General features: G+C 64.9%; 22 protein-coding genes. 13 read left to right on the plus strand and 9 right to left on the minus strand.

The features are described from left to right. Positions 1 to 60: 60 nt before the first annotated feature. Positions 61 to 720 carry a peroxiredoxin gene (locus tag XI04_RS36300; protein ID WP_028140953.1) on the minus strand — a complete coding sequence of 220 codons (660 nt, stop codon included), beginning with the start codon at positions 718 to 720 and terminating at the stop codon, positions 61 to 63. 394 nt (positions 721 to 1,114) lie between these two features. Between XI04_RS36300 and XI04_RS36305 the strand changes: the two genes are divergently transcribed. After that, the gene (locus tag XI04_RS36305; protein ID WP_271608872.1) at positions 1,115 to 1,687 is read left to right on the plus strand and encodes a hypothetical protein; all 573 of its coding nucleotides are present in this window, start codon (positions 1,115 to 1,117) and stop codon (positions 1,685 to 1,687) included. A 102-nt stretch (positions 1,688 to 1,789) separates the two neighbouring features. Here the strand turns inward: XI04_RS36305 and XI04_RS36310 are convergent, their stop codons facing one another. From XI04_RS36310 to XI04_RS36330, 5 genes are all read right to left on the minus strand, one after another. After that, positions 1,790 to 3,643, minus strand: a complete 1,854-nt coding sequence (locus XI04_RS36310; RefSeq protein WP_271611515.1) for an alkaline phosphatase family protein — start codon at positions 3,641 to 3,643, stop codon at positions 1,790 to 1,792. A gap of 907 nt (positions 3,644 to 4,550) precedes the next feature. Further along, a complete protein-coding gene (locus XI04_RS36315; protein WP_097668596.1) occupies positions 4,551 to 4,862 on the minus strand; it encodes a response regulator transcription factor in 312 nt (103 codons plus the stop codon). 51 nt (positions 4,863 to 4,913) lie between these two features. Continuing rightward, on the minus strand, positions 4,914 to 6,137 hold the full coding sequence (locus XI04_RS36320) for an ABC transporter permease (RefSeq protein WP_018320679.1): 1,224 nt from the start codon (positions 6,135 to 6,137) through the stop codon (positions 4,914 to 4,916). Beyond that, positions 6,134 to 6,859: an ABC transporter ATP-binding protein gene (locus XI04_RS36325; RefSeq protein ID WP_028140949.1), complete on the minus strand. Its 726-nt coding sequence runs from the start codon at positions 6,857 to 6,859 to the stop codon at positions 6,134 to 6,136. Before XI04_RS36325 ends, XI04_RS36320 begins: the two co-directional genes overlap by 4 nt. Beyond that, positions 6,856 to 8,283, minus strand: a complete 1,428-nt coding sequence (locus XI04_RS36330; protein ID WP_097668597.1) for an efflux RND transporter periplasmic adaptor subunit — start codon at positions 8,281 to 8,283, stop codon at positions 6,856 to 6,858. Before XI04_RS36330 ends, XI04_RS36325 begins: the two co-directional genes overlap by 4 nt. Positions 8,284 to 8,913: 630 nt before the next feature. On the opposite strand from XI04_RS36330, the gene XI04_RS36335 reads away from it, so the two are divergent. From XI04_RS36335 to XI04_RS36360, 6 genes are all read left to right on the plus strand, one after another. Beyond that, complete coding sequence (locus XI04_RS36335) at positions 8,914 to 9,561, plus strand: response regulator transcription factor (protein WP_028140947.1); 648 nt, start codon at positions 8,914 to 8,916, stop codon at positions 9,559 to 9,561. Between the two features lie 178 nt (positions 9,562 to 9,739). Further along, on the plus strand, positions 9,740 to 10,141 hold the full coding sequence (locus XI04_RS36340) for a hypothetical protein (protein WP_028140946.1): 402 nt from the start codon (positions 9,740 to 9,742) through the stop codon (positions 10,139 to 10,141). A gap of 122 nt (positions 10,142 to 10,263) precedes the next feature. Next, the gene (locus tag XI04_RS36345) at positions 10,264 to 10,656 is read left to right on the plus strand and encodes a curlin (protein ID WP_028140945.1); all 393 of its coding nucleotides are present in this window, start codon (positions 10,264 to 10,266) and stop codon (positions 10,654 to 10,656) included. 26 nt (positions 10,657 to 10,682) lie between these two features. Beyond that, a complete protein-coding gene (locus XI04_RS36350; RefSeq protein ID WP_049801994.1) occupies positions 10,683 to 11,093 on the plus strand; it encodes a curlin in 411 nt (136 codons plus the stop codon). 72 nt (positions 11,094 to 11,165) lie between these two features. Then, the gene (locus XI04_RS36355) at positions 11,166 to 11,597 is read left to right on the plus strand and encodes a curlin (RefSeq protein WP_271596274.1); all 432 of its coding nucleotides are present in this window, start codon (positions 11,166 to 11,168) and stop codon (positions 11,595 to 11,597) included. A gap of 12 nt (positions 11,598 to 11,609) precedes the next feature. Further along, on the plus strand, positions 11,610 to 11,903 hold the full coding sequence (locus XI04_RS36360) for a hypothetical protein (protein WP_028140942.1): 294 nt from the start codon (positions 11,610 to 11,612) through the stop codon (positions 11,901 to 11,903). Between the two features lie 53 nt (positions 11,904 to 11,956). Here the strand turns inward: XI04_RS36360 and XI04_RS36365 are convergent, their stop codons facing one another. Beyond that, positions 11,957 to 12,238 carry a hypothetical protein gene (locus tag XI04_RS36365; protein WP_038950014.1) on the minus strand — a complete coding sequence of 94 codons (282 nt, stop codon included), beginning with the start codon at positions 12,236 to 12,238 and terminating at the stop codon, positions 11,957 to 11,959. Between the two features lie 287 nt (positions 12,239 to 12,525). On the opposite strand from XI04_RS36365, the gene XI04_RS36370 reads away from it, so the two are divergent. After that, positions 12,526 to 12,972, plus strand: coding sequence for a hypothetical protein (locus XI04_RS36370; RefSeq protein ID WP_271608869.1), 447 nt, complete (start codon positions 12,526 to 12,528; stop codon positions 12,970 to 12,972). Positions 12,973 to 12,975: 3 nt separating this feature from the next. Here XI04_RS36370 and XI04_RS36375 read toward each other — a convergent pair whose 3' ends face one another. Next, positions 12,976 to 13,818, minus strand: a complete 843-nt coding sequence (locus tag XI04_RS36375) for a GNAT family N-acetyltransferase (RefSeq protein ID WP_028140939.1) — start codon at positions 13,816 to 13,818, stop codon at positions 12,976 to 12,978. A gap of 115 nt (positions 13,819 to 13,933) precedes the next feature. On the opposite strand from XI04_RS36375, the gene XI04_RS36380 reads away from it, so the two are divergent. Together XI04_RS36380 and XI04_RS36385 are read left to right on the plus strand one after the other, a co-directional pair. Beyond that, entirely contained in the window at positions 13,934 to 14,638 is a 705-nt protein-coding gene (locus XI04_RS36380; RefSeq protein ID WP_018320668.1) for an SDR family oxidoreductase, read from the plus strand. A gap of 273 nt (positions 14,639 to 14,911) precedes the next feature. Further along, the gene (locus XI04_RS36385; protein ID WP_097668598.1) at positions 14,912 to 15,736 is read left to right on the plus strand and encodes an outer membrane protein; all 825 of its coding nucleotides are present in this window, start codon (positions 14,912 to 14,914) and stop codon (positions 15,734 to 15,736) included. An 80-nt stretch (positions 15,737 to 15,816) separates the two neighbouring features. On the opposite strand, the gene XI04_RS36390 is transcribed toward XI04_RS36385, so the two are convergent. Further along, on the minus strand, positions 15,817 to 16,878 hold the full coding sequence (locus XI04_RS36390) for a serine hydrolase (protein ID WP_271611516.1): 1,062 nt from the start codon (positions 16,876 to 16,878) through the stop codon (positions 15,817 to 15,819). 283 nt (positions 16,879 to 17,161) lie between these two features. On the opposite strand from XI04_RS36390, the gene XI04_RS36395 reads away from it, so the two are divergent. From XI04_RS36395 to XI04_RS36405, 3 genes are all read left to right on the plus strand, one after another. Continuing rightward, positions 17,162 to 17,551, plus strand: coding sequence for an ArsR/SmtB family transcription factor (locus tag XI04_RS36395; protein WP_028140935.1), 390 nt, complete (start codon positions 17,162 to 17,164; stop codon positions 17,549 to 17,551). Further along, complete coding sequence (locus XI04_RS36400) at positions 17,551 to 18,042, plus strand: SRPBCC family protein (protein ID WP_028140934.1); 492 nt, start codon at positions 17,551 to 17,553, stop codon at positions 18,040 to 18,042. The genes XI04_RS36395 and XI04_RS36400 overlap by 1 nt, the downstream gene beginning before the upstream one ends. A gap of 281 nt (positions 18,043 to 18,323) precedes the next feature. Further along, positions 18,324 to 18,506 carry a hypothetical protein gene (locus XI04_RS36405; RefSeq protein WP_271608868.1) on the plus strand — a complete coding sequence of 61 codons (183 nt, stop codon included), beginning with the start codon at positions 18,324 to 18,326 and terminating at the stop codon, positions 18,504 to 18,506. Positions 18,507 to 18,658: the final 152 nt, after the last annotated feature.

An 18,658-nucleotide genomic window follows, 5' to 3' on the forward strand; every position in this document is an offset into this window, starting at 1 on the left:
GGTGCGCAAGTGCGCACCATAGTTCGGTGCTTCGCACCGCCCCGGAATGACAGTTCGTTGTTATTTGGGCTGCGGCACGATGCGGATGTAGGGCTTCGGCTCTTTCCAGCCCTGCGGGTAGATCGTCTTGGCCTCGTCGTTGGAGACCGAGCCTGCGATGATCACGTCCTCGCCCTGGTTCCAGTCGGCCGGCGTCGCGACGCGATGCTTGGCGGTGAGCTGCAGCGAGTCGATCACGCGCAGGATCTCCTGGAAGTTCCGACCCGTCGTCATCGGATAGACCAGCACCAGCTTGATCTTCTTGTCCGGCCCGATGATGAAGACGTTGCGGACCGTCTGGTTGTCGGCGGCGGTGCGGGTGAGGGGATCGCCCGAGATCGCGGCCGGCAACATGCCGTACAGCTTCGAGACGTTGTAATCGGTGTCGCCGATCATCGGATAGTTCGGGGCCGCGCCTTGCGTCTCCTTGATGTCTTCCGACCATTTGGCATGGCGGTCGACCGGATCGACCGAGAGGCCCATCAGCTTGACGCCGCGCTTGTCGAATTCCGGCTTCAGCTTGGCGAGCGCGCCGAGCTCGGTCGTGCAAACCGGCGTGAAGTCCTTGGGGTGCGAGAACAACAGCGCCCAGCTGTTGCCGATCCAGTCGTGGAACTTGATCTTCCCTTCGGTGGTCTCGGCTTCGAAGTCGGGTGCGGTGGTGCCGATCGGAAGTGTCATGGTTCTACCTCATCACATTGAATATACTGGAGAATTTGTCTCTGGCCGTCCCCCTCATTATAGGGGTCTTACAACGCCAAGTGAACGCCAACTGAACCGGTTAAAGTAAAATGTGAATTCCTTCCTCGAAGGGCCGATTTTCTAGCAACTTATTGTTACACCGGCACCTGCGGCGAAACAGCTCCACCCGGGGTCACACGGTCTCGCTCGCCCCGATAATGCCTTTTATGACTTCCATCACGCTCGCCCCGGCGCGTCCTAGAACCAAAATGGTCCTGACAGCGACCAATTGGCAACCATCTAGAAAAGTCGCGATCCCCGTATCGAATCGTTAACCACCCCTTTACGCCGGCATGAAAATGCTGGCCGATCAGAAGAAATCTGGAAGTGAACTATGTCTGCCGCTGCGCCTAAATCTGCTGACTCGCCGTCCCTTGAACCGTCCTGCCGCGATACCGCGGCCCATGCACTCTCCATCGTGCGCGACGGCGTGATCACGGGCGAAGGCCCGACCACCAAGGGCCGGGTCCATTTCTCCCGCTCGCTCGATGCCGACGACACCGCCTGGTGCACGCGCATCCTCACCGCCACTGCCGTCAACGACCAGCCGGTCAGCCGCGCTGAGGCCGAGATCCTGTTCGAGATCAACGGGGCCGCGACCGAACGCACCGATGGCGGCCGCTTCGATGATTTGCTCGCCAAGGCGGTAGCCCACTATGCCGCAAGCGCCTCGGGCCTGAAAGTGCCGCCGCGCAGCGTCGCGCTGTCGGCCGACACCGAGATCGAGAGCTGGGCGCCGTCCTATGCCTCCAAGGTCAACAGCGAGATGCTGGAGTGGATCGCCGGCCAGATGCGCGGCAAGCGCCACAACAACCGCCGCCTGATGGCGATGGTGGCGACCTTCCTCGGCGCCACCGCGCTGCCCCTGGCTGGCCAATTGCCGAACGTGTTCGACATCGGCATGTAAAGACCTGGGCATGTAAAAGACCTGGGCATGTAAAAGATCTGGGCATGTAACAACCGAGATGTTCTCGCGCCCACGTGCGGGGCGCGAGCGAAAGCGGCGGGGTTATTTCCCCGCCGTTTTTTGTTTGCCGCCGTCCGGCTCGAGGCCGAGCGTCCGGCCCGGGAAGCCGGCGGCGTCGAAATAGCGCTGGCTGCCGACGCGCTGGAAGTTCAGCACGGTGGTCAGGCCGCCCTCCGCGGGCCTGGATTTCATTGTGCCGGCATGAGCCTTCGGCACGGCGCCGTTGGGCATGGCTTCCGACATCACGCGGCCGGCCAGGTCTCCTTTCTGTGTGGCGCTTAGGCCCATCAGCCGGGCGGCCGTCATGCCGACGTCGGCATTGCTGACCGGCAGCCCGTCGACGAAGCCGGCTTTGAAGTCCGGGCCGATCGCCGCCATGAAGTTCATGGTGTCGCCGCGGCTGAAGCTGCCATGCATGCCCTGGCCCTGGCGCAGCACGGTATCGGCGACCTGCACCGAGCAGTTGGTCGGCGCCTCGCCGCAATCGCTGGCGTAGGAGCGGAAGTTGACGACGATCGACGGCGTTGGCGTTGCCGCCTTGCCGCGCAGATTGATGCTCGACAGCGGCAGGGTGCCGGGGAAGCGGCCGAGCGAGTCCTCGACGAACAGGCCGGAGACATAGTCCTGCGCGAGCAGCGCCTTGATGGTCTTGGCCGCCAGCTTCTTGTCCTTGTTCGGGAGATAGACGAGGTCCGAGCCGCCGTTGGTGGCGACGACGAGGTCGGGCTTTTCCGGATCCTTGCCGAGCACGCCGTTGCCGGCCTTGGGATGCTTGTTGCCCTCGATCTTCGCGTTCTTGTCGTTGGGGTCGAACAGCGGCAGGTCGAGCGCCTTGGCGAGGTCGAGCGCCAGGAAGCCCATCGGCAGGAAGTCTTTCGGCGTGTCGTCATAGCTGACCTTGGCCGAGGGGCTGGTCTTGCTTTCCTTGGAGATGGTCGAGAAGCCGTGGTCGGCCGAGACGATGATGTTGGTCGAGGCCGCAAGCCCGAGCTCGTCCAGCGCCTTGCGGAGCTGGGCGAGGTTGGTGTCGGCGTTCTTGATGCCGGCCATCGAGGTCGGACCGTTGATGCCGGGCAGGATCTGGTTGAGGCTGTCGCCGGTGTTGTGCTGGCTGCCATCGGGGTCGCGCGACCAGAACACCAGCACGAACGGCTTGTTGCGCGCCTTGAACATCGGCAGCACCACCTTGGCGGCGACGTCGGCGAAATAGGCCTGCTGCGCCACGTTGGCGGCGGTCGTGCCCGGCGTCTTGGCATCGCCCGCCTTGGAATTGTCGCCGCGCGGCGGCGTGGTGGTGGGCAGGCCGGCCTTGGCCAGGGCGTCCTTTACCTCGTCCGACAGCGCCACGCCGTTCTTGCCGCCGGTGGCGTCGTCGAACACGATCGAATGCAGGCCGGCTTTTTCAGGCTTGTCGGTGTGATCGAACTGATAGGTCGGACCGTGCTTGCCTAGCGCTGCGGTGCTGTACCCCTTGTCGCGGGCCAGCTTCAGGATGGTGTCCTCGTTGAGGTAGTTGCCCCTGAAATGCTCGTCGATGTCGCCGAGCACGGCGTCGTTCTCGATGAAGGGGACCACGGTGTCGCCGGCGGAGACGGAGGAGTAGTTGGTCCAGATCGTGTTGGAGAACACGCCGGTATCGCCGAGATAATGGCCGGTCGACATCGCCGAGCCATTGGCCATGGTGAAGGTCGGGAACAGCGAGTGCGAATTCTTGAAATTGACGCCCTTGTCGCGGATTTCGGCCATGGCAGGTGCCGTGTCGGGGTTGACCTTCAGCGCGCGCAGACCGTCCGGAATGAACAGGATCAGATTGCGGGGCGTGTTGTTCTGGGCGGACGCAAATCCGGTGGATAGCACTGTCAGTCCGGCGGACAGCAACACCAGTGAACGGCGCATCAAATCTCTCCCTGCGGTGAGGCGGCATGGCCGCAATCCGCGGCCCCCCAGCTTCGTTTAGTTTCGCTGCATGACGGCCTTGTTACAAGGCCCGTCGCCGATGCAAGAGGGTTGGGGAGGGGAGCGGCCCCCACGCGAGTGTGAAGTACAGCATCCGCCAAGCTCGTGTCCCGGACGCGCTGCAGCGTTCCTACGCTGCCGCGCAGAGCCGGGACCCAGGAAGCCACAGCATGTGCTGCTACATGGGCCCCGGCTCTGCAGCATGGGGATCGATTCATTTCCAACAAGAGACACGCCTTCGCATCCTCGCAGCGCATTTCGCCCGAGCTTTGCTTCATCGCCTCACCCTCAATTGAAAGAGGGCGCAGGGAAGGCCGGGAGCCGGTTGGCTCCCATTGACCGCCATGCCAAGAGCAGATTGCGTATGCTTCATGCACAGCGGGTAACAGGGCAAGCGGAGCATCCCGGCCTTCCCTGCGCAGTGGTTTTACGGCTTATGTCGTGCTCTCCCCGGGGAGCGTTGCACTATTGCCCCCGTCGCCTTGCGGATGGCTGACGGGCGCGTCCGGTTGGACGATACCCATCACCACAAGACTTGACGCACAGACCCCGGGCGCCAGGACCACACGATTTTGCCGTACGCGGATCACACCGGTCGTGTGCGCGATACTTTCGCTCACGGCTCTCCGCCCTGCGAAAGCACTTCGCGCCGATGTCACCTGCGTCCACCGCCGCCCGGCCCGCGTTCGTGACGATCGCGATACGCCCCTCTTCCTTGGGCCGGGTTGAGGCGACGCATACGCGATTTCCGAAATTCGGTAAAGTGGAATATTTTCGCCGCCGCGGGTTGACCGATACCTTGGGTGTTTTGCCCGTCGGGCAACGCAAGGGATTGTGGCCGGGACATTCAATCCGTCGCGGTCTGCACCCGTGGTGCAGGGGCTTGCGCGGGCTTCGTCGCCGTCGGAGGATGGCCGACCCTGGCGAGATCGCGGCGTAGCGAGGATGGCGCTGCGTGCAGGGTGAACACGATCGCGATCTGCGTTCGGTTCGAAAGCCGGTATTTGCGCATGATGTTGCCGATATGCGCCCGCACCGTATTCTCCGAGATCTTGAGCTCGTAGGCGATATTCTTGTTCTGCATTCCCCGTGCGATCAACATCATCAGCTCGCGCTCGCGCGGCGTCGGTGTAATCGAGTCCTGCGGATCTCGGCTCATGGCTGGTTGCTCCCTGGACTGCGGGTTGATGTGGCCACTCCCAGCATGCTGTCACTCCGTCTTGAGCGCCTCGATCGGGCTGAGCTTGGATGCCTTGTGCGCGGGATAGAAACCGAAGATGAGGCCGGTCGCGATCGAGAAGGCGAGGGCAAGGCCGATCGCCTGCCCGTCGATCGAGGTGACCCATCCTGCCATACGGGCGACCGTCATCGAGAGCGTGACGCCGCCGGCGACGCCGATGGCTCCGCCGAGCAGGCAGAGCACGAGCGCCTCGCAGAGGAACTGCAGACGGATGTCCCGCATCCGCCCGCCCAGCGCGCGGCGGATGCCGATCTCCCGCGTGCGCTCGGTGACCGACACGATCATGACATTCATGATGCTGATGCCGCCCACGAGCAGCGAGACCGAGGCGATGGCGACGAGCAGGAGCGCGACGGTGCGGATCGCTCCCTGCTGCGCTTCCATGGCGGCGGCCGGATCCTGGACCTTGAAATCGTCCTCCTGGCCGGCGGGCACGCGGTGGCGCTGCCGCAGCAGGTTCTCGATCTCCGATCGTGCCCCCGCCATCTGCCCGTCCCCGGCGACCTTGGCGATGATGTAGGCAACCGAATCCCGGTTGATGTTGCTGGCGCTGCCGAGGAAGCGCAGCTTGGCGGTGGCGAGCGGCACGAAGGCGACGTCGTCCTGTGCGGGTCCCTTGCGATCGAGAACGCCGACCACCTCGAGCGGGACCTTCATGATCCGGATCTGCGCACCGATGGGATCGTCGCCCGGCGCGAACAGCTCGCGTGCAACGGTGCTGCCGAGGATCACGACCTTGCCGGCTCCGGCCTCCTCGGTGCCGGAAAAATAGCGGCCGGTCGCGAGCTGCCAGTCGCGTACCATGAAGTGCCCCGTCGTCGTGCCGTTGATCGTCGTATTCCAGTTCTTGCCCTCGTGGATGACCTGCGCCGTTCCGGCGATCGAGCCGGCCGCGGCCTGGACTTCCGGAATCTGCTCGAGGATGGCCTGCACGTCACTCTCCGTCATCGTCAGCTTGCTGCCGTCCTTGAGACGCACGCCGCCCTGGTAGACCGCGCCGGGGGTGATCATCAGCACGTTGGCGCCGATCGAGCGGATCTGTTCCTGCAGGCGCAGCTGCGCGCCGGAACCGATCGCAAACACCGTCACGATGGAGGCGACCCCGATCACGATGCCGAGCATGGTGAGGAAGCTGCGCAGCGGATTGAGCCTGAGGGCGTGCAGGGCGATCTGGAATCCCTGGAGCATCGTCATGGCGCCGCGCTCCGTTTCGGCAGGGCCGGAGCCGGCGTCTCGTCAGCGACGAGTTCGCCGTCATGCAGGTGGATCGTGCGGCGGCACTGCGCCGCGATGCCGGGATCGTGCGTGATCATCACGATGGTCTGGCCGGTCCGGTTGAGCGCGGCGAACAGCGCCAGGATCTCGGCGCCGGTACGGCTGTCGAGCGCGCCGGTCGGCTCGTCGGCGAGCACGATCAGCGGGGAGGCGATCAGGGCGCGCGCGATCGCGACGCGCTGCTGCTCGCCGCCGGAGAGCTGCCGCGGAAAATGATGGGCGCGGTGCAACATGCCGACGGCCTGAAGGCTCGCTTCCGCGCGCGCCAAACGTTCCCTGCGGCCGACACCGCAATAGACCAGCGGCAGCGCGACGTTCTCGATCGCATCGTGACGCGCGAGCAGATTGTAGGACTGGAACACGAAGCCGATGCTACGGGCGCGCAAGGACGACCGGCGATCTTCCGAGAGATCGGCGACATCGGCCCCTTCGAGATAGACCGCGCCCTCGCTCGGCAGGTCGAGCAGCCCGATCATGTTCATCAGCGTCGACTTGCCGGAGCCGGACGGACCCATGACGGCGACGATTTCGCCTTGCGCGATGTCGAAGCTGACATTGCGGACGGCGGTGACCGCGACTCCGTCGGTGCGATAGGTCCTGCCGACCGACTGGAGGCTGATGAGCGGCGGGGAGGCGGTCATGATCCGAACCTGATTCCGAGAAATTCCATGCCCGCCGGACGGATGGCCTGGCCGACGGCAACCTGGCTGCCCTCGTCGAGATCTCCGCTCTTGAGGGCGACCTGTTCGGTGCCGGCCGCGCCGACAGTCACGGCGATGCGCTGGAGCGAGCCGCTTGCGGTGCGTACCCACACCCCGCTGCGAGCGGCAGGATCCTGCCGCGTGCCGGACGGCTGGAAGCGCAGTGCGGCGAGCGGCACTTTCAGAACACCATCCTGCCGCTCGATCACGATCTTCACCAGGGCGGTCATGCCCGGGAGCAGCGCGCCGTCGAGATTGGAGGTCGCCAGGACCACGGTGTAGGTGACGACGTGCTGCTGGGTCTGCGGCGCCTTGCGCACCTGCCGCACCACCGCCTCGAAGCGGCGGTCGGGGTAGGCGTCCACCGTGAAGTGCGCGCGCTGGCCGGGGGCGATGCGGCCGATATCGGCTTCGTCGACCTGCGCGTGAATCTCCATGTCCTCCAGGCGGTGGGCGACCACGAAGGTGGTGCGCGATTCCAGTCCGACCGCGAGCGTCTGGCCCTCGTTGACGAACCTGCCGACGACGACGCCGTCGATCGGCGAGCGGATCACGGTGCGGTCGAGATCGGCCTGGGCTGCGGCGAGAACGGCTGCCTTCTCCGGCACCGCCATGCGTGCCTGTTGCAGCTCCGCCTCGATGCGGCGGACGTCGGCCTGTGCCCCCTCCACCGAATAGGAGTTGAGGGACATCAGGATCTCGGCCTCGCGCTCCTGGGCGAGGCGTGCGGTGAACTCGGTCTGTGCGTCGTCGACTGTCGTCGTCGCCACCACGTTCTGCGATTGCAGCGCCAGCTTCCGTTGCAAGGTCTTCTGCGCCGAGGTCTTGACCGCCTGAGCGCTTTCGAGCTTGGCGGCGAGCACGTCGCGGCTGCCTCTGGCGTTTTGCAGGTCGATCCGGGCGCGATCCAGCTTGGCCCTGGCGATGTCGACGAGCGAATTGGAGACGGCAAGGGCGGCCCTGGCTTCGTCGACCTTGGCCGCAAAGCTGCGCGGATCGATCAAGGCGAGCGGCTGATCCTTGCTGACGGTGTCGTTGAAATCGACATAGACCCGGGCGAGCTGCCCGGACAGCTGGGAACCGACCTCGATCGTCTTGACCGGCTGCAGGGCACCGGTGACCGTGACGGTCTGCTCGATGCTGCCGCGCTGGATCGAGGCGTAGCGGAACACGGGCGAATCGGACCCGAATGTCGGAGCTTCGCGTCCGGTGGGGACGAGCAGGCGCCTGGTCGATTCCAAGGCGTGCGCCGCCTTGTCCGTAGCCCTCCCGGCCGCGCCGGTGATGACGGCCGGCCCCACGGTGGTGACCGCGGCGAGGCTGCATGCAGTTCCAAGCAAGGCAATAACTGGCACAAATCGCATATCAAAACCCGCCTGGTTGAAATGGCTTCGTTGCGGCAGGAAAAAATGGCAAGCTCGCTATGGTTGTAAATCATCTAAGGTAGTATCTATCGTCAGTATGTCGTTCTCATCGGGGCGTCGGTCGGGTGCGCCTGATGATCCAGTAGTAAAGGCGCGGGGTGCGACTTTTCGTGATTTGCTGGAGATGCATACGAAGCGTATCGATATGACGCGCGCGGTATCGAACTCGATTAGCTGACTGAATGTCCCGTCTGCTCCGGCCGAAAGCGGCCGGCGCCCGGCGTTCGACTCGGCACATGAGTGGCGATGCCATGATGCAGTTGGCAATACCGCGATCACGCGACCGGACTCCACGCTACCGGACTCCACGGCACCGGCTTGCCGCATTCTCGATATCGCACTCCGCCGCGATGCCGACGGAGCCGCGCTCAATTCCCTCCGATCACGAAGCCCGATATGTGAACGCCTTCACTCGCCACGAGCGGGTGTTGGCTCTAAGACGTCGAACCGGTGGACCGATGCGCTTCGCCCGGACCCCGCGAATTCACCCAAGCACCTTGTCTGCGCTTGCAAGAAGAATGGATGGCTCGATGCCTGCTCATCGAGCCCCAAGCCGGGGAGTCCGTTGCAATGGTTTCAGGTCAAGCCATAGTTTATGTCGTTGACGACGAGATTCAGATTCGAACTGCGATCGGAAATCTCTGCGAGGAGACCGGACACCGGGTGAAGTTGTTCGCCTCGACGGAAGAGTTCCTCACCGAGAATCTTTCCAGCAGTCCGTCGTGCCTCGTGCTCGACGTCCGCTTTCCCGGCACCTCGCCGACCGGCCTCGAGCTTCAGCGCCGGCTCGCCGAGACGGGCGTGCCGATCCCGATCGTCTTCATCAGCGGCCATTCCGACGTCCGCGTCTCGGTCGAGGCCATGAAGCGCGGCGCGGTCGAATTTCTGCCAAAACCGTTTCGCGAGCAGGAGATCCTCGATGCGATCAGGCACGGCATCGAGCGCGACCGCAGGCGGCTGGAACGCGAGGACATCGTGCGTGAAGCCCGCCAGCGCGTCGAGACGCTGACGGCGAGAGAGCGCGAGATCATGCTGCTGATGGCCGAAGGGCTGGTGGCCAAGCAGATCGCGGCCAGGCTCGGCGTGAGCGAAGTGACGGCGAAGGTCCATCGCGCCAGGATGATGCGAAAGCTGGAGCTGCGTACGCCGATCGAAGTGGTGCGGCTGATCGACAGCATGGGGCGCGAAGCCGAGACGATTCGCGCCGGCGCGGGATAGCAGCTGTTTCTGCGCTTCGATGTGCCGACATCTCGCGCAACGTCTAGTCCGTACCGATTAGCATGAACTGCAGTCTGTCGCGCAGGCCACGATCGGTTCACAGTATCCCTACGATGTCGGCCTCTTCCAAGACGGCATCCATACTCAGTCAGACAACTTGGTCAGAAAGGGATACTCCATGCGTAAATTGTTTTTTGCTTCCGTTGCATTGTTCGCCCTGTCCTCCGCGGCGCAGGCCGCCAACACCTCGACCACGGTGCAAGTCGGCGTCGTGAACGGCTCGTCCGTCACGCAGAACGGCCTCACCAATGACAGCTCGTCGACCAGCCAGCTCGGCATCGTGAACACTGCGTCCACGATGCAGGGGACCGGCGCTGCCTCGCTCAACAACGGCAGCACGGTGAACCAGGTCGGCGTGCAGAACTCGGCGACCACCGGCCAGGTGGCGTTCGGCAACAACACCAGCGCGATCACCCAGAACTCGTTCGGGCCTCCCGCGCTGCAGAACAACGCCGCCGCCGTCGGCCAGCTCAGCGTGTTCGGCGTCAACGGCAGCACCGTCTCGCAGACGGCGCACTGACACACAGCCCCGTTTGGCCGGACGCATCCAGTTGCGGTTGCGTCCGCGCCATTCTCGAATGCACCGCAATCCGGCCGGCCGATCAATTGCGATGGCCCGCCCATTGTCGCGGAGGAAATGACATGCGGATCACCTATTTCATTGCAACTTTCGTGGCGCTCGGTGCGCTGACGGCCGCCGACGCAAACGCCGGCAACACCGCCAGCGTGCTGCAATTCGGCACGACCAACACTTCGTTCATTTCGCAGAGCGGCGGCACCAGCAACAACGCGACCACGATGCAGTTCGGCGCCACCAATACGGCGACCACCTTGCAGATGGGCTCGCTCCTGACCGTCAACAATTCGGTGATCGGGCAGGGCGGCACGACCGCGACGGCGTCCAACACCGCGCTGGCCGGCCAGGTCGGCGGCTCCAATTCGAGCCTGATCGGCCAGATCGGAGCGAACAATGCCGCCGGAGTTGGTCAGCTCGGAATCCTGAACGGCTCGACGATCATCCAGCAGGCTCCGTGAGCCGACCCGAACTGACGAGGCATGTCATGAAACATCATTTGGGACGCGCGGGCGCCGTCTTGCTCGCTCTGTGCTCGGCGGGCACCGGATCAGCCGGTGCCCAGACCGCCGACATCAAGACCATTGTCTCTGTCGGCGGGCCGCCCGTGGTGCTGAACCAGAACAGTCAGCTCAACATGGCGGGCGTGTTCATGATCGGCGGCAGCACCAGCGCGACAGTGACGCAGAACGGCACCAACAACGCCACGGGCGTCCTGCAATTCGGCGGAACGAATTCCGCATCGATCGGGCAGGCCGGAACGAACAATCTCGCCTTCGTCGGTCAGACCGGCCAGTCGGCGACGAGCCTGATATCGCAGCTCGGCACGATGAATGCGGGCACGGTGGCGCAATTCGGCACGATCAACGCCTCGACGATCGTGCAGACCGGCCCGTAAGGCGCGAGCCAAAGCGCCGGTGCCAGGAACGAACGGGGAAGCGCGATGCGATGCGGACAGATCTTGAGGCACGTGTTGGCCGTGGCGGCGATGCTCGCCGCCATCGGCACGGCAACCCAGGCGAGCGCCGGGTCGATCCAGCGCAGCGTGACCAACCGGAACGTGAGCATCGAAACGGTCGTGCAGTTCGGCGACAACGTTCAGCCCGTGACGATCGAAGAGAACAGCCGCATCAATATCGCGCGGGTGATCCAGATCGGCGGCACCGGGACGGTGGACGCGACCATCATCCAGAGCGGCACGCGCAACTATGCCAATGTGATCCAGGTGGGCGGCACCACCAATGCGATCATCGGTCAATCCGGTGCGAGCAACACCGCCGAGATCACCCAGATCGGCAATTCCACCAACGCGCTCCTGCTCCAGATCGGAGACATGAATACGGGAGCGGTAAGGCAGTTCGGGCGTTTCAACTGGCTGGCGATCTTTCAGTTCAGCCGATGATGGAGGTGTGACATGAGATTGCTCCTGCTCGCATCCGGAATAGGACTCATGAGCGTGGTCGCAACGGCGCCGGCCGGCGCTGCCGACGGTCACACCACTGTGGTCCAGGACGAGAACGGCACCTCGGTGATCACGCAGAGCGGCGATCCCGCGCAGGCCGAGGTCAAAATCGAGAAGGAGCCCGGGCGCACGACGGTCTACCGGCGCAGCGGCGGCAACACCGCGATCGTGACGCAGGGCACCGGCAACGCGCAGGAAAACATACAGGACATGCTGGATTGGCTGCGCAAGCAGCAGGGCCGTTGACGCACGAAGGCCCACCGTCCGCGAAGGACGGTGGGCCTCGCCGCGAGCGGGCCTTACCAGCGATATCCGCCGGTCAGCGTGCCGTTGTTGTTGCCGTCAGGGCCGACGTCACCCTGTGTCGAACTCGGGGTCGGATGGTTGGTGCCGTTGAGCGCGCCATAGGGCCCCCCGACATCAGGATAATACGCGCGCGGCTGGACCGGTTCGTAGGCGGGCGCGGTGCGGTCCCAGCCCACGCGCGGTCCGTTCCAATCATAGCCCTGCGCCGAGGCAGCCGCAGTGCCGGCGACGAGTGATGCCGTGATCAGGCACAGGAGTTTTGACTTGTTCTGCATTGGAGATGCTCCTTGCTGGTGTCGGGGGCCAACGGTTGCACTGCGGGAGCGTTCCGGGATGCGTCCAGCGGGAGCGATCAACTCCGATCAACTGGTTATGAAGCGCGGGCCGCGGAACGAAGTGCTTGAAATGAGCCGGGGATCCCGGGCGTCTTGCCGCACCTGTTCCCAGGTTACGCCGGTGTCTTAACCAATAATTAATTATACGTTTGCGGGTGGGCGACGGCCCGGCCTAGCGTAGCGGCGGGGAGCCGCTATCGCTTAAGCCAAACGAGTTGGTGCGTATCATGATGTCCAGATCCCATGCGGCGCTATTCGCCTCGCTCAGCGCAGCCGCGCTGCTCCTTAGCCCCATTGACAGTTTTGCCAGACCCGGCGGCGCCGCGCCGCATGGGGTGACCGCGGCGCCTTCCGGCGCGATGGCGCGTGCGCCGATGGGGCCGGGAGCTCGGTTCCACCGGCGGAATAACCCCTTCGTGTACTGGCCGGGCGGCGGCGGGTTCCTCTACGACGGCGCCGGCTACAGCCAGCCCTTCGTGGATGCCGGGCAACCGGTCTCCACCGACGTGCGCTACACCTACACCTATGATGTTCCGTGGGACTGGTCGCATCGCTTCCCGCCGAACGTGGTGCCGTCCGACCGGCCTTATGTGCCGAGCTGCCCGACGGAGCAGGTGACGGTGCCCGGCCGCGGCGGCAGCGAGCATACCGTCAACATCACGCGCTGCTACTGAGTTCTAGCCTAGCTCGAAGCTGGTCACGCCGAAGACGCGGTCGACGCGCAGCGGCGGGATCGCTCCCGTGTACATCCGCGCCGTCTCGAACACCGGCTCGAGGCCAAGCGCTTCCGCGAGCGCGATCGCCTCGCGATTGACGGCGGGGACGTCGAGGAAGATCTCGCCGACATCGACGCTCGCAAGCAAAGCCTGCACGATCGCTTCCGCCGCCGCGCGGTCGTCGGCGACGAGCGGGCCGATCTTGCAGCCGGTCCGGCAGGGACGGATCACGCCCCATGCTTTGAGCTTGCCGTCGCGCACGAGGGCGCGGCCGACATGGCCTGATGTATCGATCCAGGTGCGCAGGAAGGCGCTGCGCCGGGCGGGGAAGACGGTGGCGTCGTCGGCTTCCACGAGCGCAAACGGAATCGTGTCGAGCGCCACGACGTCAGTGGGCGGCCTCGAGCGCGCGGCGACGCCGCCGCCATAGCGGATGTTGGCATAGGCCAGCTGGAAGCCGGATTTCCTGTAATTGTCCTGTTGCGCCACGACGCCGTCGAGCCCGATGACGCGTGCGCCCGCATGCGCGATCGCCGCGTTCCAGATGCGCAGGCCATGGCCCGCGCCGCGAAAACTATCGCGCACGATGTAGAAGCCGAGGAAGGCGAAGCGATCATCGTAATTGACGCAGGAGACGGTCGCGACCGGCTCGCCGTCGATCTCGCCGACGAAGAAACCTTGCGCGTCGGGAACCGCGAAGCAGGCGGCATCGCCGTGGCCCGGATTCCAGCCCTCGGCCGCGGCCCAGTCGATGGCCAAGGAGATCTCCTCGGGGCGCAGATTGCGGATCAGCAAATCACTCATCTCGGGTTGCTCATGACGGATGCCTTCGACCATGGACCTGCCGACAGGTCTGGCTGTAGAAGGCCTCATGATAGGCCGAGCCTGCGGCTCGCCTCAACTGAAGGGATGATCGGTCATGGCAGCAGAGAAGGTTGCGCTCGTTACCGCCGGCGGCAGCGGCATGGGGGCAGGGGCTGCGCGGCGGCTGGCGGCCGACGGGTTTCGCGTCGCAATCCTGTCGTCCTCCGGCAAGGGCGAGGCGCTGGCGGCCGAGCTCGGCGGGCTCGGCGTCACCGGCTCCAACAAGGAGAACGACGATTTGAAGCGCCTCGTCGACGGCGCCATGGCGAAGTGGGGACGCATCGACGTGCTCGTCAACAGCGCCGGCCACGGGCCGCGTGCGCCGATCACCGAGATTACCGACGAGCAGTGGCACACCGGCCTCGACACCTATCTGCTCAACGTGATCCGTCCGACGCGGCTGGTGACGCCGATCATGCAGGCGCAAAAGGGTGGCGCCATCATCAACATCTCGACCGCCTGGGCGTTCGAGCCCAGTGCGATGTTCCCGACCTCGGCGGTGTTCCGCGCCGGCCTTGCCGCCTTCACCAAGATCTTCACCGACACCCATGCCGCCGACAACATCCGCATGAACAACGTCCTGCCCGGCTGGATCGACAGCCTGCCGCAGCTGGACGCGCGCCGCGACAGCGTGCCCATGAAGCGCTACGGCAAGGTCGAGGAGATCGCCGCGACGGTCTCGTTCCTGGCCTCGGACGGCGCGGCCTACATCACCGGCCAGAACATCCGCGTCGACGGCGGGTTGACGCGCTCGGTCTGAAGCGCGCGGTCGCGAATCGCGGTCTGGCGAGCTTGTCGTGGTGCGACACGGGCGTGTGCTGCGCGCCGCCGGTCGTGGTTGATGCGTGGCTCCTCGGCCACACCCGTCATCCGTTCGCACGATCCGAGGCGCACACTACGTCACAGTCCTTGCGAACTTCGCCGCAGCCCAAGACGAGCAGTGGCGCACGCCCTATGCCCTAACTGCGCCGGTTGCCTCTTACCCGCGCGCATTCGAAGCGCGAGGTCAATCGCGTGGGGCAAGGAGACTGGAATGAAGAAGTTTTTGCTGGCGGCCGCCTCGGTTGTCCTGGGTACCGCATCCGTTCAGGCGGCCGACCTCGCGGCGCATTACACCAAGGCGCCGGTGATGGCGCCAGTCTATAACTGGACCGGCTTCTACGTCGGCGGCAATGTTGGCGGGCAGTGGGGCAGCGCGAACCCCGCCACCACCACGCTGTTTCCGGTGGCCGCCTATTTCGCCGATTCGAGCGTGACCGCCATCGGGACGGTCGGCGCCCAACACATCAACAGCTCCGGTGTGACCGGCGGCTTCACCGCCGGCTACAACTGGCAGGTCAACAACGCCGTGCTCGGCCTCGAGGGTGACATCAACTATTTCGGCTTCAAGGGCAGCGCGAGCAGCACGGCCGTGTATCCCTGCTGCGCGCCGACCACCTTCACGGTCAATTCGTCGCTCTCGGCCGATTGGCTCGCCACCATTCGCGGCCGCATCGGCTTCCTCGCGACGCCGAGCTGGCTGATTTACGCCACCGGCGGCGCCGCCATCGCCGAGGTGAGGGGCAACTTCAGCTTCACCGACACCTTTGCTGGCGCGACCGAGTCCGGAGCGATCCGCGACACCCGCGTCGGCTGGACAGCAGGCGTCGGCGGTGAGTACGCCGTGGGCAACGGCTGGTCGCTGAAGGCCGAATATCTTTACGTCGATCTTGGCCGCAGCAGCATGACCAGCAACAATTTCAACGTCGGTGTGGCGTTGCCGGCCCAGACCTTCACCCATTCGGTCGATCTCAAGTCCAACATCGTGCGCGTCGGCGTGAACTACAAGTTCGGCGGACCGGTCGTCGCCAGATACTGAGCATCCCGTTCCGATCCTGACGTGGAAAGCCCCGGCCTGGCCGGGGTTTTCTGTTGTGAAAAGGCTTTCTGTTGTGAAGCTCAGCCTGCGTGCGATGCCAGCAGATGCGCCAGCGCGGGCAGGATCTTGTAGCGCGCGATCTCGTGCGGGTACTCGCCGCGGTTGGCGAGCAGGACGATGGCGATCCGCCGCGACGGAACGAGGCCGATATAGCCGGACGCATTGTTGAGGCCGCCGGGCTTGTCGATGACGGTGACGCCCGGCAGACGCACGGTCTCCCAGGCCATGCCCTGTCCGAACTTGTCGTCGACGCGGAAGACCTCACGCTGCGTCATCCGCAGCGCCTCGCGCAGATTCGGATCGATCGCCCGGCCGTCAACGCAGGGCGCCGCGAAGGTGGCAAGATCCCGGGCGGAGGAGAACATCTGGCCGGTGCCGGGAAAGTCAAAATAGCTCTGCTGGTCGCCGATTGGGCCGACCGCCGTGCCCTGGTCGGAATAGCCCTGGACCACGCGCCGCATCCAGGCCCCGTCCATGACGGCGCGATTGTCCGCGCCGCGCTCGGGGATGAAGCTGGCGTCCATGGCGAGGGGGCGCAGAATGCGGTGCTGGATCAACGCGCCGATCGGCATGCCGTAGCAGCGCTCGAGCACGAGCTGAAGCAGCACGTAGCCGGCATGGGTGTAGATGCGCTGCCGGCCGGGTGCGACGCCGGGCGCCGGCGCGAAGGCGTTCAGCATGGCGATGAACTGCTCGCGCGTGAACTGATCGTTCGGCCAGGGCGGATGGTCGGTCGGCAGCAACAGCCCCGAGGTGTGCGTGACCAGCTCGCCGACGCTGACGCGGCGGATGTAATCGCCGTCGAGCTCGGGAAGATATTTAGGGACGCGGTCGTCGAGCCGCAGCTCGCCGCGCAGCGTGCCGAGTGCGATCAGCGTCGCTTCGAACGGTTTTCTTAGAGACGCGAGGTTGAACAGCGTGTCCGGCGTCACCTTCCGTTTGGCGGCGTCATCGGCAAGACCGTAGTTGAAGAATTCGACATGGCGCCCGGCATAGAGGGCGGCGGCGAGGCCGCCCGCACGGCCCGGCGTCACGGTCGGCGCCAGCTCGCTCGCGACGATGTCGCGCATCTGCGCGATCATGTCGGAATCCGCGGAGGCGCGGCGTGGGCGAAACGCGATCGCGAGGGGAACAAGCGCGGCCCGGGCGAGCGCCCGCCGGGTGAACGATGATGATGTGACAACAGACGGCACGTGCCCTGACGAACGATGCAATGGTGCCCCCGGTCTCATTTAGCGGGAAGCGCCCGGCGGCCCAATTCACAATTGCGCGTTTCAGGTTCCGCTTCGCGGCCAGCGATCAAATTACTTAGCCTATGAGCTAACAATTATTGACATCCGACCCGGCGGCTCTATAGTTAGCTTCATGGCTAACCAATCGCCCCGCCTCGATCAGGTCTTCGCAGCGCTCGCCGATCCCACCAGACGGGCGATCGTGATGCGGCTGTGTGCCGGCGAGGCCTCCGTCGGCGAGCTCGCCGATCCCTTCGCCATGGCGCTGCCGAGCTTCATGAAACACATCCATGTGCTGGAGACGAGCGGGCTCGTGCTGTCGGAGAAATCCGGCCGCGTGCGCACCTGCCGCCTCAGCCCGGATGCGCTGCTCGGTGCGGAGGACTGGTTCCAGCAACAGCGCGCGATCTGGGAGGCGCGGCTCGACCGGTTCGAAGCCTACGTGATGAAGCTCAAGAAAGAGAAGGAGAGGGCGGCCGCCAGGCGGCCGTCCCGAACAACCAAACGGAAAGGTTCCGAGTGATGACGAATTCTGCCAATCCCGCTCTATCGCAATGGTCGCTCGACCGTGAGATCGTGATGTCACGCGTGATCGACGCGCCGCGCGATCTGGTGTTCGAGGCGTGGTCCGACCCGAAGCATCTGCCGCAATGGTTCGGGCCGAAGGGATTCAAGATCGAGACCTTCGAGATCGACGTACGCGTCGGCGGCGTCTGGCGCTTCAACATGATCGGCCCCGACGGCACGGTCTATCCGAACCGCATGCGTTTCCGCCGCATCGAGCGGCCGCAGCTGATGGAGATGGATCACGGCGTCGACCAGGACGAGGATCCCGGCATGTTCCGCTTCACAGTCACCTTTGCCGAGCAGAGCAATGGCAAGACCGTGCTGATGATGCGCCAGCTGGCCTCGAGCACCGCGCAGCGCGATGGCATGATTGGCTTCGGCGCCGTCGAATATGGCTATCAGACGCTGGACAAGCTCGCGGCCTATGTGGCGGGCATGAAGCGGTGAAGACAGAAGCGCTCCCGGCGAAGGATTCGCCGGGAGCGCTTTCGTACATCTCGAAGGATCGGTTTCCCAGGAGCGCGATCGACGAGGCAACTAAAGCGCGATGAGAGCAGGATGAATCCTCATCGCGCTTTAGCTTATCGTTTGAGCATGATCCTTCCGGAAAACCGCCGCATACTTTTCCGGATCATGCTCTAGCGGCGCGGTGTGGTGCCGCTCGACGGCGGAGTGGTCTCGTTGCGCATGCCTGGAGCGCTGGAGGCGCCTTGCCCGCCGCGTTGCGTATGAGTGCTTCCGCCACTGCCGCCGCCGGAGCCGTCGCCAGCGCTTCCGCTTCCTCCGGCAGCGCCGCTGCCGCCAGCACCTGCTCCCGCTCCGGCACCCGCGCCACCGGCGCCTGCACCTCCCCCACCACCGGCACCACCTGCACCACCGCCGGCACCTTGTGCGACCGCTGCGCCGACTGAAGCACCAGCCAGCACGGCTGCTGTGAAGATCGTCAGAATTGTCTTACGCATGTTGCTTCTCCCTGAGGTTACGGCGGACCAATCACGCGCGCGGCCAACCGTTCCTACGCGCGTCGATGTGGAGGAGCTGCGTCGGCGAAGGTGTTGGCGGT

Source organism: Bradyrhizobium sp. CCBAU 11430 (assembly GCF_028128855.1).
In the GTDB taxonomy this organism is placed as follows: domain Bacteria; phylum Pseudomonadota; class Alphaproteobacteria; order Rhizobiales; family Xanthobacteraceae; genus Bradyrhizobium; species Bradyrhizobium ottawaense.